The sequence below is a fragment of the Mycobacterium ahvazicum genome, assembly GCF_900176255.2.
GTDB classification, from domain to species: domain Bacteria; phylum Actinomycetota; class Actinomycetes; order Mycobacteriales; family Mycobacteriaceae; genus Mycobacterium; species Mycobacterium ahvazicum.
This window is the reverse complement of record NZ_FXEG02000002.1, coordinates 1120970-1135553: the sequence shown is the minus strand read 5'-3', so window position 1 is coordinate 1135553 and position 14584 is coordinate 1120970. Positions and strand designations below refer to the sequence as shown.

Genomic DNA, 14584 nt, shown 5'->3' with positions numbered 1-14584 from the left:
GAGAGTGAACCTCACGACGCGACACGCCGTGAAACCGTCGTCAGAGTCACACTCGGCGCGCCTCACCGGTGAGTTTTCCTGCGCGGCAGAGTCGGAGTGGGTATGCCCAGAACGAATCTTTCGATGTCGATCTCCGCCGACGGCTACGTTGCGGGACCCGAGCAGAGCGAAGACGAGCCGCTCGGCATTGGCGGCAGAGCCCTGCACGATTGGCATCTGGGCTCCGCCAAGGATCATCCGGTGAATCGGCGCGTGGTCGCCGACATGTTGGACGGGATGGGTGCAACAATCATGGGCCGCAACATGTTCGGCCCGGTGCGCGGCGACTGGGGGGATTCGCAATGGCGGGGTTGGTGGGGCGCCGACCCGCCCTACCACTGCCCGGTGTTCGTGCTCACCCACTACGCGCGGGACCCCATCGAGATGGACGGTGGCACAACGTTTCACTTTGTCACCGACGGGGTCGAATCGGCATATGGCCAAGCCAGGTCCGCCGCCGGCGACCGACCCATCTCCATCGCGGGAGGCGCTTCCTGCGCCCGACAGGCGATCGAGGCGGGGATCGTCGACGAGATCGATCTTCAGGTAAACCCGGTGATCCTCGGATCCGGCGAGCGCCTACTCGATGGCTTTGCGTCAGGTCGGCCACAACTCGAACTGGTTCGGGTGCTCGAGGCTCCCGGCGTAGCGCATCTGCGCTACCGCGTCGTCCGATGACGAGACGACAGTTACAACTGATGGGGGCTACCCACCCCGAGTGTGCATCTGACCACGCGACACGCCGTTGAGCCGTCGCCAGATTCACACTCGCCGCGGCTTTAGGGCTTACGGGCTTACAGCATGCAGGAGACGCAGCCCTCGACCTCGGTTCCTTCCAGAGCCATCTGCCGCAACCGGATGTAGTACAGCGTCTTGATTCCCTTGCGCCAGGCGTAGATCTGCGCCTTGTTCACGTCGCGGGTGGTGGCGGTGTCCTTGAAGAACAGCGTCAGCGACAGGCCCTGGTCCACGTGCTGGGTGGCCGCGGCATAGGTGTCGATGATCTTCTCGTAACCGATCTCGTAGGCGTCCTGGTAGTACTCCAAGTTGTCGTTGGTCAGATACGGCGCCGGGTAATAGACCCGCCCGATCTTGCCTTCCTTACGGATCTCGATCTTGGACGCCACCGGATGAATCGAGCTCGTCGAGTGGTTGATGTAGGAGATCGACCCCGTCGGCGGCACGGCCTGCAGGTTCTGGTTGTAGATACCGTGCTGTTGCACCGATTCCTTGAGCCGCTGCCAATCCTCTTGCGTCGGAATGCGGATGCCCGCCTCGGCGAACAGCTCCCGCACCCGGGCGGTGGCCGGCTCCCACACCTGCTCGGTGTACTTGTCGAAGAACTCGCCCGAGGCGTACTTCGACTTGTCGAAACCACCGAACTTGCTACCGCGTTCGATCGCAATCCGATTCGACGCCCGCAGTGCGTGGTAGAGCACGGTGTAGAAGTACATGTTGGTGAAGTCGACACCTTCTTCGGAGCCGTACAAGATGCGCTCGCGAGCCAGATAGCCGTGCAGATTCATCTGCCCCAGCCCGATCGCGTGGGATTCGTTGTTGCCCTGCTCGATTGACGGCACCGACCAGATGTGCGTCTGGTCGCTCACCGCGGTCAGCGCCCGGATCGCCACCTCGATGGTCTGGGCGAAGTCCGGCGAGTCCATGGCCTTCGCGATGTTCAGCGAACCGAGGTTGCACGAAATATCCTTGCCCACTTTGGCATACGACAAGTCTTCGTTGAACAACGACGGCGTGGATACCTGCAGAATCTCCGAGCACAGGTTCGAGTGCGTGATCTTGCCCTCGATCGGGTTGGCCCGGTTCACCGTGTCCTCGTACATGATGTACGGGTAGCCGGACTCGAACTGCAGCTCGGCCAGCGTCTGGAAGAATTCGCGCGCCTTGATCTTAGTCTTGCGGATGCGCGCGTCGTCGACCATCTCGTAGTACTTCTCGGTCACCGAGATGTCGGCGAAGGGCATGCCGTAGACCCGCTCGACGTCGTACGGCGAGAACAGGTACATGTCCTCGTTCTTCTTGGCCAGCTCGAAGGTGATGTCGGGAATCACCACACCGAGGCTCAGCGTCTTGATCCGGATCTTCTCGTCGGCGTTCTCGCGCTTGGTGTCCAGGAACCGGTAGATGTCCGGGTGGTGCGCGTGCAGGTACACCGCGCCCGCACCTTGACGCGCCCCCAGTTGATTGGCGTAGGAGAACGAGTCCTCGAGCAGTTTCATGATCGGGATGACACCCGAGGATTGGTTCTCGATGTTCTTGATCGGAGCGCCGTGTTCGCGAATGTTGCTCAGCAACAACGCAACTCCCCCACCACGCTTGGACAGCTGCAGCGCGGAGTTGATCGAACGCCCAATCGACTCCATGTTGTCCTCGATGCGCAGCAAAAAGCAGCTCACCGGCTCACCGCGCTGCTTCTTGCCCGAGTTCAAAAACGTCGGGGTCGCCGGCTGGAACCGGCCGTCGATGATCTCGTCGACGAGCTTCTCGGCCAGCGCGTTGTCGCCGGCGGCCAGCGTGAGCGAGACCATCACGACGCGGTCCTCGAAGCGCTCGAGGTAGCGCTTCCCGTCGAACGTCTTCAGCGTGTACGAGGTGTAGTACTTGAAGGCCCCCAGGAAGGTCGGGAACCGGAACTTCTTGGCATAGGCCCGGTCCAGCAGCGTCTTGACGAAGTTGCGGCTGTACTGGTCGAGCACCTCGCGCTCGTAGTAGTTCTCCTTGATCAGGTAGTCAAGTTTCTCGTCCTGATTGTGGAAGAAGACCGTGTTCTGGTTGACGTGCTGCAGGAAATACTCATGCGCGGCCTCGCGGTCCTTATCGAACTGAATCTTGCCGTCTTTGTCGTACAGATTCAGCATCGCGTTGAGCGCGTGGTAGTCGGTCTCCCCCGGCAACGCGTGGGCGCCGGTGGTTACAGGCTCTGCAGTGACGGTTGGTGACACGTCTGGTCCTTCCAGAATTCTTCCAAGCCCGCGCGAACGGCTTCCACGTCGTCCGGGGTACCCATTAGTTCGAAGCGGTAGAGGTAGGGCACGCCGCATTTGCGGGAAACCACGTTGCCCGCATAGGCGAATTCGGCACCGAAGTTGTTGTTGCCCGCGGCGATGACGCCGCGGATCAACGACCTGTTGTGCTCGTTGTTCAAAAAGGCGATGACCTGTTTAGGGACGTAGCCACCGTTGTTTATGTCAGGCGTGGCCTTCCCGCCGCCGTACGTGGGCAGTATCAATACGTACGGATCGTCGACCTCGATGCGGCCGTGCAACGGGATTCGCGTGGCGGGAACACCCAGCTTCTGCACGAAGCGGTGGGTGTTCTCCGACACCGACGAAAAATAGACCAGTGACGATCGCAAGCCCGGCGCCGCCGGGCGGTGCGGGTCGTCACTCATCCAATCCAGGTTGCGCTGCGTGCTATCCATGGCACCGCAACCTCCTTACTTGCTCATCTACTGCATCAGGCGCTGAGCGCGGCTCCAGCAAGCGCCTTGATGCGGTCCGGCCGGAAGCCCGACCAGTGGTCGTTTCCTGCCACCACGACGGGCGCCTGCAGATAGCCCAATGCCATCACGTAGTCGCGCGCTTCGGCGTCCAGGCTGATGTCGACCTTCTCGAACGCCAGGCCCTGCTTCTCGAGAGCCTTGTAGGTGGCGCTGCACTGCACACATGCCGGCTTGGTGTACACGGTGATGCTCATTGAAGCCGCTCCTCTGCGGGGAAGAAGGTCGGAAAATTTGCTATGGACTGGCAACTACTTGGGGCACTGCATCGCCGATATGTTCAGCGATCCGTCAAGCCCCAAGATTCCCGTCTGCGGCGGTCAGCTCTGACGACCTGACGAAGCCGATTCCGAGAGGTTCACCGCGCCGCGCTGGCTTGGTGAACCTGGGATCTGCCGGCTCGCCAAACACTACACCTAGTGGCTGACAAGATCCGTAGATACAAGATGTTCTGAATAACAATTCTGAAATTCCCTGGTCGTAAGCCCTGTCGCGCGGACACGCCTCGGCGTGTCGCAGATCACAAACACCGGTGGGGACGCCCATGGGTAGAGGTATAGCAGCGCCCACCGACAACGAGAGCGACATCGGGGCGCCCACCCGCCGCTAGCAAAGCCGCCAGCACATGGCTGGCGGCTTTAGCTATTAACTTTCCCGAACGCTGCTGGTCACCGGGCGAACGGCTTGTTGACTTCTGCCAATTCAGGAGCCAAATTCAGCCGACTTCCGCCGCGAGCTTGCCGACCGCGTCGCGCACATTGGCCACCAGTTCGGCGTGCTCGGCGGGCGCTTTGCCCTCCAAAGTTCCGAACGGCACCGACAGTTTGATCGCCTCGACGACTCGCGCGCCGGCGATGCCGAAGGACTTGCGGGTGTCGTCGTGCGCCCACACGCCGCCGTAGCGGCCGAAAGCCCCGCCGATCACCGCCAGCGGCTTGTCCTTGAGCGCGCCGTCGCCGAACGGGCGCGACAACCAGTCGATCGCGTTCTTGACGACTGCCGGGTAGCTGCCGTTGTACTCCGGAGTGACGATCAGCGCCGCATCCGCATCCGCCGCCGCGGCACGCAACGCGGCCACCGGGGCCAGCGCGGCCGCCTCGGCGTTCATCGCGTCGTCGATCTCCTCGTTGTAGAACGGCAGATCGCCCAGCCCCTCGAACACGGTCACGGTGACATCGTCGGGGGCCACGTCAACCGCGAGCTCGGCGATCTGGCGATTTACCGACGCCGCCCGCAAGCTGCCTACCAACGCCAAGACTTTGATCTCTGACACTGTTTCGATTCCCTTCGGTTGATGGTCTACATCCTTGCACGGCTTAAGCGGACTATAGTCCGTTTTATTCCGGCCGCGTTAAAGTGCAGTGGTGAGCGGTGTCGAGAGATTGGGCGAGTTGCCCGTGTCGGCTCCGCGGGAGCTGCCACAGGAGCGGGGTGACGCGGCACGCAACCGCGAGCTGTTACTGCAGGCAGCACGCCGCCTGGTGGCCAAGCGCGGCGCGGATGCGGTCACGATGGACGACGTCGCGGCGGCCGCCGGCGTCGGCAAGGGCACGCTGTTCCGCCGGTTCGGTACCCGAGCCGGCCTGATGATGGTGCTGCTCGACGAGGACGAACGCGCCAGCCAGCAGGCGTTCCTGTTCGGCCCCCCGCCGCTGGGTCCGGACGCCGCGCCGATGGAGCGACTGCTGGCGTTCGGCCGCGAGCGCCTGTGCTTCGTGCACACCCACCATGCGCTGCTGTCCGCGGCCAAGGGTGATCCGCTGACCCGCCACGCCGGCGCCGCGTCGGTACAGCGCACGCACGTGCGAGTGTTGTTGCAGACGGCCGACACCAGCGGCGATCTCGACGTGCAGACCGATGCGTTACTGGCCTTACTCGATGTGGATTACGTTGAGCACCAACTGAATTACGGCGGCCACACGCTGGAGAGCCTGGGCGACGCCTGGGAAAGCCTGGCGCGCAAGCTGTGTGGGCGGTGACCTGACCGACATGGCCTCGCCGACGACGAGCTGGGTCCTGCACGTCGATCTCGACCAGTTTCTGGCCTCGGTCGAGCTGCGCCGACATCCCGAGCTCGACGGGTTGCCCGTCATCGTCGGCGGCAGCGGCGATCCCACCGAACCACGCAAGGTCGTCACCTGCGCCTCGTATCAAGCCCGCGAATTCGGGGTACATGCGGGCATGCCGTTGCGCACCGCGGCTCGGCGCTGCCCGGACGCCACCTTCTTGCCGTCGGACCCGGCCGCCTATGACGAGGCCTCCGAGGAGGTGATGGGGCTGCTGCGCGATCTGGGGCACCCGGTCGAGGTGTGGGGCTGGGACGAGGCTTACGTTTCAGTCACGGCGGCCGACCCCGCCGAAGTCGCGGAACACATTCGCACCGTTGTCCTTTCGGAAACCGGGCTGTCTTGTTCAGTCGGCATCAGCGACAACAAACAACGAGCCAAGGTGGCCACCGGCTTCGGGAAGCCCGGCGGAGTCTTCACCCTCACCGACGCGAACTGGATGGACGTAATGGCCGATCGCCCGGTCGACGCACTGTGGGGCGTGGGCCCCAAGACGTCGAAAAAGCTTGCGGCGCTGGATATCACCACGATACGAGAGCTGGCTCATTGTGACGCCGAGCTTTTGACGTCCGCCTTCGGACCGCGCACCGGCCTGTGGCTGCTGCTGCTCGCCAAGGGCGGCGGCGACACCGAGGTCAGCGCCGAACCGTGGGTCCCGCGCTCACGCAGCCACGTCGTCACGTTCCCGCGCGACCTCACCGAACGCGCCGAAATGGACTCGGCGGTAACAGAATTGGCGAGACGTGCGCTCGATGAAATCGTCGCGGCGGACCGAATCGTCACACGGGTCGCGGTCACCGTGCGCACCGCGACGTTCTACACTCGCACCAAAATTCGCAAGCTGCCGGTACCCACCACCGATGCCGACGTCATCGTCACGGCGGCGCTGCGGGTCCTGGATCTGTTCGAACTCGACCGCCCGGTCCGGCTACTCGGGGTCCGGCTCGAATTGGTGATGCCGGCCTAATTGCGCCGGGGCCGGCCGCAGCGCCCGGGTGAAGATGACGTTCACCTGGCGCATCGCCACGCTGTAGGGCCACCAGGCCAGCCGTTTGAACGCGTACAGCGCGCGGATGTCCTGCGACGTGTAGATCAGGTACCTGTTCTTCGACACTCCGGCCAGGATCTTCTCGGCGGCCTTTTCCGGCGACACCGCATGACCACTGAAGCGGTCGACCCAGCGACTCACCTTGGGGTCTTCGCGGTCGACGCCGGCGATTTCGACCGTGTCGACCAGCGGCGTCTTGACCGCCCCGGGCACCACGACCGAAACCCCGATGCGGTGCCGGGCCAGGTCGAAGCGCAATACCTCCGACAGACCGCGCAAACCGTACTTGCTGGCGCTGTAGGCGGCGTGCCACGGCAGCGCGACCAGCCCGGCCGCCGACGACACATTGACCACATGCCCACCGCGGCGGGCCGCCACCATCGACGGCACGAACGTCTCGATGACGTGAATCGGACCCATCAGATTGATCGCGACCATCTTGGTCCACTGCTCGTGGCTCAGCCGGTCGACGGTCCCCCAGGCCGACACTCCGGCGATGTTCATCACGACGTCCATGCTCGGATGCGCGGCATGGATATCGGCGGCGAACGCGGCCACCTCGTCGTAGTCGGAGATGTCCAGCACCCGATGCGCCGACACTTGCGCGCCCAGGGCGCGGGCGTCGGCCACGGTCTGGGCCAGCCCGTCGGCGTCGCGATCCGTCAGGAACAACTCGGCGCCCTGCGCCGCCAGCCGCAACGCGGTCGCCCGGCCGATGCCGCTGGCCGCGCCGGTGATCAGACTGCGCTTTCCCGCGAAATACCGCGCGGATCCCCTCTGCGCCATGAGGGTGACGATACCGTCGGTAACGCCTGATCCGCGGTTATCCGCGGCGGCCGCCCCACAACGAGTTCAGCCACAACTGCTCGAGCAGCCGGACGCGGCGGTCGATGTCGTCGTCGGCGCGGCCGATGAAGGCCGGATCACCGGTGAGCATCAGCGCCGTCGTACCGGTCAGGGTGCGCACCAGCGTCGGGATGTCGTCGCTGATCGGATTGGCGGTCCCCGCCTTCATCTCGGCGTCGACGATCGCGACGATCTCACCCACGACGACCTCGAACTGCTGCTCGAGGATGCCCCGGATCTCGACGTCGGTATACCGGGCGGCGTTGCAGGCCGCCATCACCGGGTCGTTGTGCGCGTAGACGGCGGCGGCGCTGCCCACCATGCGCTTGGCGAACTGCTCGGGCGACTCGTCGGGCTGACGGGGAGCGAAGAACTGGGTGAGCTCTTCGAGCTCCTGGGTGGCCTCGGCGACGATCTGAGCGAGCACTGCGTACTTGGAGTCGAAGTAGAAGTAGAACCCGGACCGACCCACCCCGGCTCGCAGGCTGATGGTGCTGACCGACAGCTCCGCAAACGGCCGTTCCTGCAGCAGCTCCCGCACCGCCTGCATGATCGCCTGCCGGTGCTTGTCGCCGCGTCGCCGCGTCGCCGGCTCGCCCGGCTCCGCGTGGCTGCTCATCCCCTGACCTTGCACCACACCGTCCCAAAAGCAAACTTGACAGCCGTCAACTTTTTGTCGAAGGTTAAGAACAGTGACCGATGTCACCTGCCCCTGGGTCCGCAAAGGAGCGTCCATGCCCGCCACCATCAGCACGCCGCACTACCTGCTCGACCAGGCGAAACGCCGGTTCACACCGTCGATCAACAACTTCCCCGGCATGGGGATGGTCGAGCGCAAGCTGCTGAACACCCAGTTCCCCGAGCGGAAGCTGGCCGACCCTCCGCCGGACAGTGGCCTCAAGGCGGCCGTCGGCGACGCGGGTCTGCCCGTGATCGGGCACATCATCGAGATGCTGCGGGGCGGGCCCGACTATCTAATGCACCTCTATAACACCAAGGGGCCGGTGGTCTTCGGGGATTCACCCGTGCTGCCGGGCATCGCCGCCCTGGGCCCGGACGCCGCCCAGGTCATCTACTCCAACCGCAACAAGGACTACTCGCAACAGGGCTGGGTGCCGGTCATCGGCCCGTTCTTCCACCGCGGACTGATGCTGCTCGACTTCGAAGAGCACATGTTCCACCGGCGGATCATGCAGGAGGCCTTCGTTCGCTCCCGGCTGGTCAGCTATGTCGAGCAGATGGACAAGGTCATCTCGCAGACGGTCTCCAACGACTGGGTGGTCAACGACGCGCGGTTCCTGCTCTACCCGGCAATGAAGGATCTGACGCTCAACATCGCGTCGATGGTGTTCATGGGCCACGAGCCGGGCACCGACCACGAGCTGGTGACCAAGGTCAACAACGCGTTCGCGATCACCACCCGCGCCGGCAATGCCATCATCCGCACCCCTGTGCCGCCGTTCACCTGGTGGCGGGGGCTCAAGGCGCGCGAGCTGCTGGAGAACTACTTCCGCGAGCGGGTCAAGGAGCAGCGAGCCACCCAGGGCGACGACCTGCTGTCGGTGTTGTGCCGCACCGAGGACGAGGACGGAAACAGGTTCTCCGACGAAGACATCGTCAACCACATGATCTTCCTGATGATGGCCGCCCACGACACCTCGACCTCGACGGTGACGACGATGGCCTACAACCTGGCCCAGCACCCGGAGTGGCAACAGCGCTGCCGCGAGGAGTCGGACCGGCTGGGCGATGGGCCGGTCGACATCGAGTCGCTGGAGAAGCTGGAATCACTCGATCTGGTGATGAACGAGTCGATCCGCCTGGTGACCCCGGTGCAGTGGGCCATGCGGCAGACCGTGCGCGACACCGAGCTGCTGGGCTACTACATCCCCAAGGGCACCAACGTCATCGCCTATCCGGGCATGAATCACCGGCTGCCCGAATTGTGGACGGACCCACTGAAATTCGACCCGGAGCGGTTCACCGAGCCGCGTAACGAGCACAAACGGCACCGCTACGCGTTCACACCCTTCGGCGGGGGCGCCCACAAGTGCATCGGAATGACGTTCGGGCAGTTGGAGATCAAGACGATCCTGCACCGGCTACTGCGCCGCTACCGGCTGGAACCGCCCCGCCCGGGTTACAAGTGCGAGTGGGACTACGGCGGTATGCCAGTGCCGAAGGACGGCATGCCAATTGTGTTGCGCCCGCTGTAAACCCGCGTACCCGCGTGCTCAGGCCATGAGCCGGTTGGCGCACGCGATCAGCGCGCGCAATGCCGACTGAGTCGGATCCTGCGACAGACCGACCGCCCATTCGGTGCGGACGCCGTCGCTGCCGCAGATGAAGGTGGCGGTTAATCCGTTCGAAGCCATCTGGTGAAACTTCAACGTCTCGATGGCGATCCCGCGCTCATGCAGCATCGCGGTCAGGGCGGCGATCGGCCCACTGGCAGCAGCGGTCGAGGTGCGCAGGCAGTCACCGACGGCGATCGTCGCCCGGAAATTGCGGGCTTGCGGACCAAGCCGCCCGGTCGGTCGCTCGGTATCGGCGCACACCCACTGCCCCAGTCGCAGTGGGCCCGCGGCCTGACCGTAGGTCGACACGAAGTTTTCCCACGTCATCGCGCTGGCCTGGTCGCGCAGGCCGCGCGGCACGGCAACCCCGAAATGATCGCCGAACCATGCGTTGGCGTCACGCCGGCGGGCGGGAACACGGGCAGGAGTGTGCTCCGGAAGGGAGATCGGCCTGGAAAGAGGCCTGGAAAGAGGCTGGGTAAGAGTCACGGTGTCGGTCTTCTCTGGTCAAAGGAGCGACCGACGGTAGTAGCTTCCGACCCACAGCGGGGGGTCGGTCTGGATCAGACCCCGCTGCGGGTGCTGGCTACTACGGCACTCTTCAGAAGACGCACGAGCGCGACATTAGGCGCCGGACGTCGATAGTGCAAATGGATATCGCACCCCACCGGGGGTCGGCAGCCTCTTGACATCTACCCGGAATGGACCGCGTCAGCTACTGGACTTACGATCCTTCGAGGCTCGGGTGAGCGGAGCCGGCGCTGCGGCGACTTCGCCACCGCGAACTCGATTGAAGCCCTGGCACGGGGGAAATCGGCCGGACGCCACCCACCGCGATCGGCATCCTGGCGCGATGTGTTCCATCTTCGTTCGGTGGTCGTTCACCTGGCTACAGCTAATATTGGACACGAGTATAAAAGCAGCCAGGCGAAGGGTTTTCCGATGACCGCACGAAGCAAGAAAATAGTGGCGACATCGGCTATCGCGCTGATGTTCATGGCGTTCGCGACAGGCTGCGGCTCGGTAACCGCCGGCGGAACAGCCGGCGGCGGTGCCGTAAGCGGCGGCACGGGCGGCGGTTCCGTGGGCGGCGTAGTGCCCCCGGCGATGATTCCCTGACGCACCCTTGCGCGCGATCGGCATCGACCGATCGATCCAGGCGAAGCGCGATTTTGTCGCGTTCACCGAATGCCGTACCGGCGATCGCGCCGGTTAATCGCTTACCCGATCGGTTGCGCACTCGGCGAAGCAATCGAACCTCCCAGGTTTACATGTGTTCAATAGTGGTTATCCCGTCGTCGCCTGAACCCCCTTCCCCGAGCGAAAGGCAACGACGATGAAGTCGACGGCAGCCGAGAAGGCGCTTGACGCGGCGGCAGTGGCGCGAGGGCTGATCGAATTGTTGCTGGTGCCGACGCGTTTGTCGTCGGCTTGGGTACGCGCAGCGGCCGCGGAGAACTGACCGGTCCTACCGGTTTACCTGTGTGCAATAGCGGCTATCCCTCCGTCGCCTAGCCGCCACCGGCTCAGATGAAAGGCAACCGACAATGAAGTCGATGACCGCCAAGAACGCTTTCAAAGTTGCCGCGGCCGCGGCCGGATTGGTCGCGGTGTTGCTGGTACCGACGGGATGCTCGACAGCGGTGGGCGGCACGGGTGGCAACGGCGGGCTGACCATCTCCCTCTAACCGGCGAGACCGGCGATCCGGCGGCAACCATCCGCCGGAAGGTTTCCCCTGCGTGAACGTCATTTTTCTGGCTGCGGCCCCGCTGCCCACGGAAAGCTCTTCAATTGCATTGTGCCAGTACGGGTATGACGAAACTTGACGTGAGAAATATCACGAATCGTGGTTTACATGTGTTTAACAAGGGGTAGTCGGGCTTTGCATTGGCCATTAACGGCTAGGTTGTCCCCTCACGGAAAGGCAAGACAATGAAGTCGCACTCCACCAAGAAAACGCTGAAAGCCACCGCAGCCGCCCTCGGGGTAGCCGCAGTTTTAGTACTGCCGACAGGGTGCTCGACCGCAGCGGGCGGCGCAGGCGGAGGCGGTCTTGTTGGTGGCTCCAGCGGCGGGCTCTTGGGCGGAGTACTTGGCGGCCTAGGTCTCTAACCGTTCGGGCAGGAGGCCCGCCGGGAACCTCGGTTCCTGGCGGGCCTCTTATTTCAGCTAACGGGCCCGGGCGACGAATTCAGCCGCAGATACGCCTGAATCGTCGTTCCCGTGCTGGCGGTGTGGGTGCGGACCAGGTCCGAAATGGCATTGACCAGGAACAATCCCCGGCTGGCCGGGCCGGTCGGGCCTGGGTCCAGGCGCCCCACCAGCGGATCGTCGAGCCGGCCGTTGTCGCGCGCCTCGCACACCAGGTGGTCGTCGTCGCGCCAAAAGGCCAGCCGGCAGGCGCCGTCGGTGTACATCAAGCTATTGGTGGCCAGTTCGGTGGCGACCAGTTGCAGATCTTCGATGCCGTCCTGGGATAGTCCAACCCAGCCGGCGTAGTTGACCGCGAAAGACCGCGCTGGGCGCAGGTCTGAGGATTCGCGGACCATATAAGTCACGGCGCCCGGATTAGCCGGTAGCGGCTGATTGCACTGTGCCAGCACGTCATCCGGCGCGTAGTCGGCGCTGTGTTGCAGCGCACCGCATTTCCACAGCAGCGGATGGGTCGCAAGCGCACTTGCCAACACGTCGTCGTCCAGCCGTGCCGCGTCGTAAAGGCACAGCGCGGTCAACTGGCGATCCTCGAAGGCGCTGTTGACCAGCGCCTCGTGCTGCTTGCAGGCCAGAAACTCGTCGGCCGTGCGCTCCGGCCAGCAGACCTGGCTGACGATGCGCGCCCGCCGGCCGGCGTTCTCCTCGACAAAGGAGCCCTCCAGCGCGAGAAACCGGCTCGGATTGCGCGCCGCCTCGACGATGTCGACCAGCTGCAACCCGTTCGTCGAACCCTCACCCCCGAGCGCCTCGCGTAGCGATCCCAGATAGTCACCGGGCACCGCTACCAGTACCGGCTCGTCCGTCGCCAACCCTTCGAGCACGAAGGGCACCACGGCGTCCAGGTATTCGCGTTGCGAGTGGTAGAGGACCGCGGAATGAACGAAGCCTTGACGCTCGTTCTCCGTGCCCCTGATCATTTCGGCGCTCCCGCTTTCCATTAACAATGCCAACCCCCTGCCGGACCGGCTCCCCTTTTCGTATCCCCCCGCCCCATTACCCATGCCAGTACCCAGCGCTCGCGTTCCCTATGCAGGAAAGTGGTCACAAACGCGCCTCGGATAAGCGGATGTTCGTCACAGCCACCACGAGGCGGCGGCGTCCAGATGACGCCGAATGCGGTAGCGCGCCAAGCTATCGTCGCCCGCGGTGATCGCGTCGAGAATCCGCGAGTGCGCGTGCTCGATCGCGACGACGTCGTCGCGGGCCGGTGGCTCCTGCCCGGTACTGGACCAGTGTCGGCGAAACAACTCGATGATGATCCTCAAGAACAGGTCCAGCAGCGCGTTGCCGGCCAGTCGCGCCAACTCGATGTGGAACCGCGCTTCCTCCGAGGTGGCCTGACGCACCTCGTCGGCGAGGTGTACCGCGGCGCCGAGCGCGGACCGGTGGGTGTGCAGGAAGGCTGTCACCTCGGGTGCGGTGCGCCGCTTGACGACCTTGGCGACGTTGTCGATCTCGATGGCGTCGCGCACGCAACGCAGATCTTCGCGGCTCGGCTTCCGGAATTGCAGGTACAGCGCGATCGTGTCGATGCTGGCTTGCGCGTGCGGCTTGGTGACGATCAGACCGCCGCCGGGTCCGCGCCGCATCTGGGCGACCGAGTGGTATTCCAGCAGTCGGACTGCTTCTCGTAACACCGCGCGGCTCACCCGGTAGCGCTCCAGCAGGGCCGCTTCGGTGCCGAAGACCGAACCCACCTGCCAGTCACCTGAGCCGATTTCGTCGCCGATGGCGGCCGCCACCACCTCTGCCAACTTGCCGCGCGGGACCTGCCCGTCGGTTCCCCGTCTACGTCCGGGGCGGCCGGCGCGCCCCGGATGATGCTCGTGCAGCCAGGCATTCACCGCTTCAACGTGTCGCTCGGACAGCGTCTTGGCCCGGGCGGAATCGCCAGCAGTCACCGCGGCAACGAGGTCGGAGTGGTCGTTGTGCATGTAGTCGAGCGCCTCGATGGCCTCACTGGCCGAGTCGGTCCGCGACCGCAGGGCGTACCGAGTGGTCAGCCTCATCAATACCTCGATAAAGAGTTGCAGGACAGGGTTTTTCGACTGCTCCGCCAGCGCGATGTGAAACTCGTCGCGCGGCGCCGGTAGGCCCGGCCGCCACTGTTGCTCCGCGTGCAGCACTGCACGCAGCCGCTCGATGCCGGCTTCGTCGATGCGTTCGGCCGCGAGCGAGGCCGCCAGCGGCTCGAGGACCAGTCGGGCGTTGAGCAGATCGGCCAGCGTGGTGCCCAGGTATTCGAGATAGATGACGATGGCGCGGGTCGCCGGCCCCGCATCGGGCTCAGTGATCAGCAGCCCGCCGCCCGGTCCACGCCGCATCCGGGCCACCCGATGGTGTTCGACGAGCCGAACTGCCTCCCGCAGCACCGACCGGCTCACGCCAAAGCGCTGTTGCAGCGCATGTTCGGAACCCAGCGATTCACCGACGGGCCAGCCGCGGCGCACGATGTCCGCCTCAATGTCGCGGGCAATCGTCGAAGCCAGTTTTTTCGTCCCGCCCGCGCGCGGCGCGGGGCTTACCTGAAGCTCAATACTGCACTCCCACAAGCCT

Annotated in this window: 16 protein-coding genes; 7 read left to right on the top strand and 9 right to left on the bottom strand. The window is 64.5% G+C overall.

What is annotated here, in order from left to right; all coding sequences use genetic code 11:
* Positions 1–102 precede the first annotated feature (102 nt).
* On the top strand, positions 103–717 hold the full coding sequence (locus MAAFP003_RS07685; protein ID WP_096285812.1) for a dihydrofolate reductase family protein: 615 nt from the start codon (positions 103–105) through the stop codon (positions 715–717).
* A 116-nt stretch (positions 718–833) separates the two neighbouring features.
* Here the strand turns inward: MAAFP003_RS07685 and nrdE are convergent, their stop codons facing one another.
* From nrdE to MAAFP003_RS07665, 4 genes are all read right to left on the bottom strand, one after another.
* On the bottom strand, positions 834–2999 hold the full coding sequence (gene nrdE / locus MAAFP003_RS07680; RefSeq protein ID WP_096285810.1) for a class 1b ribonucleoside-diphosphate reductase subunit alpha: 2166 nt from the start codon (positions 2997–2999) through the stop codon (positions 834–836).
* A complete protein-coding gene (gene nrdI, locus MAAFP003_RS07675; protein ID WP_096290951.1) occupies positions 2969–3448 on the bottom strand; it encodes a class Ib ribonucleoside-diphosphate reductase assembly flavoprotein NrdI in 480 nt (159 codons plus the stop codon). The genes nrdE and nrdI overlap by 31 nt, the downstream gene beginning before the upstream one ends.
* A gap of 65 nt (positions 3449–3513) precedes the next feature.
* Positions 3514–3753, bottom strand: coding sequence for a redoxin NrdH (locus tag MAAFP003_RS07670; RefSeq protein ID WP_096285808.1), 240 nt, complete (start codon positions 3751–3753; stop codon positions 3514–3516).
* 518 nt (positions 3754–4271) lie between these two features.
* Positions 4272–4838, bottom strand: coding sequence for an NAD(P)H-dependent oxidoreductase (locus MAAFP003_RS07665; protein WP_096285806.1), 567 nt, complete (start codon positions 4836–4838; stop codon positions 4272–4274).
* Between the two features lie 82 nt (positions 4839–4920).
* Between MAAFP003_RS07665 and MAAFP003_RS07660 the strand changes: the two genes are divergently transcribed.
* Positions 4921–5535 (top strand): TetR/AcrR family transcriptional regulator, encoded by a 615-nt coding sequence (locus tag MAAFP003_RS07660; protein ID WP_096290950.1) that lies wholly within the window; start codon positions 4921–4923, stop codon positions 5533–5535.
* A gap of 10 nt (positions 5536–5545) precedes the next feature.
* Positions 5546–6589, top strand: a complete 1044-nt coding sequence (locus MAAFP003_RS07655) for a DNA polymerase IV (RefSeq protein ID WP_096290949.1) — start codon at positions 5546–5548, stop codon at positions 6587–6589.
* Here the strand turns inward: MAAFP003_RS07655 and MAAFP003_RS07650 are convergent.
* Both MAAFP003_RS07650 and MAAFP003_RS07645 read right to left on the bottom strand, forming a co-directional pair.
* Entirely contained in the window at positions 6551–7456 is a 906-nt protein-coding gene (locus tag MAAFP003_RS07650) for an SDR family oxidoreductase (protein ID WP_096285804.1), read from the bottom strand. The two genes, MAAFP003_RS07655 and MAAFP003_RS07650, sit on opposite strands and share 39 nt — an antisense overlap.
* 37 nt (positions 7457–7493) lie before the next feature.
* On the bottom strand, positions 7494–8135 hold the full coding sequence (locus MAAFP003_RS07645) for a TetR/AcrR family transcriptional regulator (RefSeq protein WP_096285802.1): 642 nt from the start codon (positions 8133–8135) through the stop codon (positions 7494–7496).
* Between the two features lie 115 nt (positions 8136–8250).
* On the opposite strand from MAAFP003_RS07645, the gene MAAFP003_RS07640 reads away from it, so the two are divergent.
* On the top strand, positions 8251–9732 hold the full coding sequence (locus MAAFP003_RS07640) for a cytochrome P450 (protein WP_096285800.1): 1482 nt from the start codon (positions 8251–8253) through the stop codon (positions 9730–9732).
* Between the two features lie 18 nt (positions 9733–9750).
* Here MAAFP003_RS07640 and MAAFP003_RS07635 read toward each other — a convergent pair whose 3' ends face one another.
* Positions 9751–10260, bottom strand: a complete 510-nt coding sequence (locus MAAFP003_RS07635) for a 2-isopropylmalate synthase (protein WP_096290948.1) — start codon at positions 10258–10260, stop codon at positions 9751–9753.
* A 495-nt stretch (positions 10261–10755) separates the two neighbouring features.
* On the opposite strand from MAAFP003_RS07635, the gene MAAFP003_RS29100 reads away from it, so the two are divergent.
* The 3 genes from MAAFP003_RS29100 (at position 10756) to MAAFP003_RS29885 (ending at position 11501) form a co-directional block, all read left to right on the top strand.
* Positions 10756–10932 carry a hypothetical protein gene (locus tag MAAFP003_RS29100; protein ID WP_165796328.1) on the top strand — a complete coding sequence of 59 codons (177 nt, stop codon included), beginning with the start codon at positions 10756–10758 and terminating at the stop codon, positions 10930–10932.
* Positions 10933–11149: 217 nt separating this feature from the next.
* Positions 11150–11275: a hypothetical protein gene (locus MAAFP003_RS29890; protein ID WP_279304387.1), complete on the top strand. Its 126-nt coding sequence runs from the start codon at positions 11150–11152 to the stop codon at positions 11273–11275.
* A gap of 94 nt (positions 11276–11369) precedes the next feature.
* Positions 11370–11501, top strand: coding sequence for a hypothetical protein (locus MAAFP003_RS29885; RefSeq protein ID WP_279304386.1), 132 nt, complete (start codon positions 11370–11372; stop codon positions 11499–11501).
* 478 nt (positions 11502–11979) lie between these two features.
* Here the strand turns inward: MAAFP003_RS29885 and MAAFP003_RS07620 are convergent, their stop codons facing one another.
* Entirely contained in the window at positions 11980–12945 is a 966-nt protein-coding gene (locus MAAFP003_RS07620) for an anti-sigma factor RsbA family regulatory protein (RefSeq protein WP_096290947.1), read from the bottom strand.
* Positions 12946–13101: 156 nt separating this feature from the next.
* Entirely contained in the window at positions 13102–14565 is a 1464-nt protein-coding gene (locus MAAFP003_RS07615; protein ID WP_096290946.1) for a FadR/GntR family transcriptional regulator, read from the bottom strand.
* Between the last annotated feature and the right edge of the window lie 19 nt (positions 14566–14584).

What these genes read in the sequence shown, in the direction of transcription:
- MAAFP003_RS29890 (WP_279304387.1), top strand. Translation starts at nt 11,150, where the DNA reads ATGAAGTCGACGGCAGCCGAGAAGGCGCTTGACGCGGCGGCAGTGGCG.
- MAAFP003_RS07655 (WP_096290949.1), top strand. Translation starts at nt 5,546, where the DNA reads ATGGCCTCGCCGACGACGAGCTGGGTCCTGCACGTCGATCTCGACCAG.
- MAAFP003_RS07685 (WP_096285812.1), top strand. Translation starts at nt 103, where the DNA reads ATGCCCAGAACGAATCTTTCGATGTCGATCTCCGCCGACGGCTACGTT.
- MAAFP003_RS07640 (WP_096285800.1), top strand. Translation starts at nt 8,251, where the DNA reads ATGCCCGCCACCATCAGCACGCCGCACTACCTGCTCGACCAGGCGAAA.
- MAAFP003_RS29885 (WP_279304386.1), top strand. Translation starts at nt 11,370, where the DNA reads ATGACCGCCAAGAACGCTTTCAAAGTTGCCGCGGCCGCGGCCGGATTG.
- MAAFP003_RS07620 (WP_096290947.1), bottom strand. Translation starts at nt 12,945, where the DNA reads ATGATCAGGGGCACGGAGAACGAGCGTCAAGGCTTCGTTCATTCCGCG.
- MAAFP003_RS07645 (WP_096285802.1), bottom strand. Translation starts at nt 8,135, where the DNA reads ATGAGCAGCCACGCGGAGCCGGGCGAGCCGGCGACGCGGCGACGCGGC.
- MAAFP003_RS07650 (WP_096285804.1), bottom strand. Translation starts at nt 7,456, where the DNA reads ATGGCGCAGAGGGGATCCGCGCGGTATTTCGCGGGAAAGCGCAGTCTG.
- nrdI (WP_096290951.1), bottom strand. Translation starts at nt 3,448, where the DNA reads ATGAGTGACGACCCGCACCGCCCGGCGGCGCCGGGCTTGCGATCGTCA.
- MAAFP003_RS29100 (WP_165796328.1), top strand. Translation starts at nt 10,756, where the DNA reads ATGACCGCACGAAGCAAGAAAATAGTGGCGACATCGGCTATCGCGCTG.
- MAAFP003_RS07670 (WP_096285808.1), bottom strand. Translation starts at nt 3,753, where the DNA reads ATGAGCATCACCGTGTACACCAAGCCGGCATGTGTGCAGTGCAGCGCC.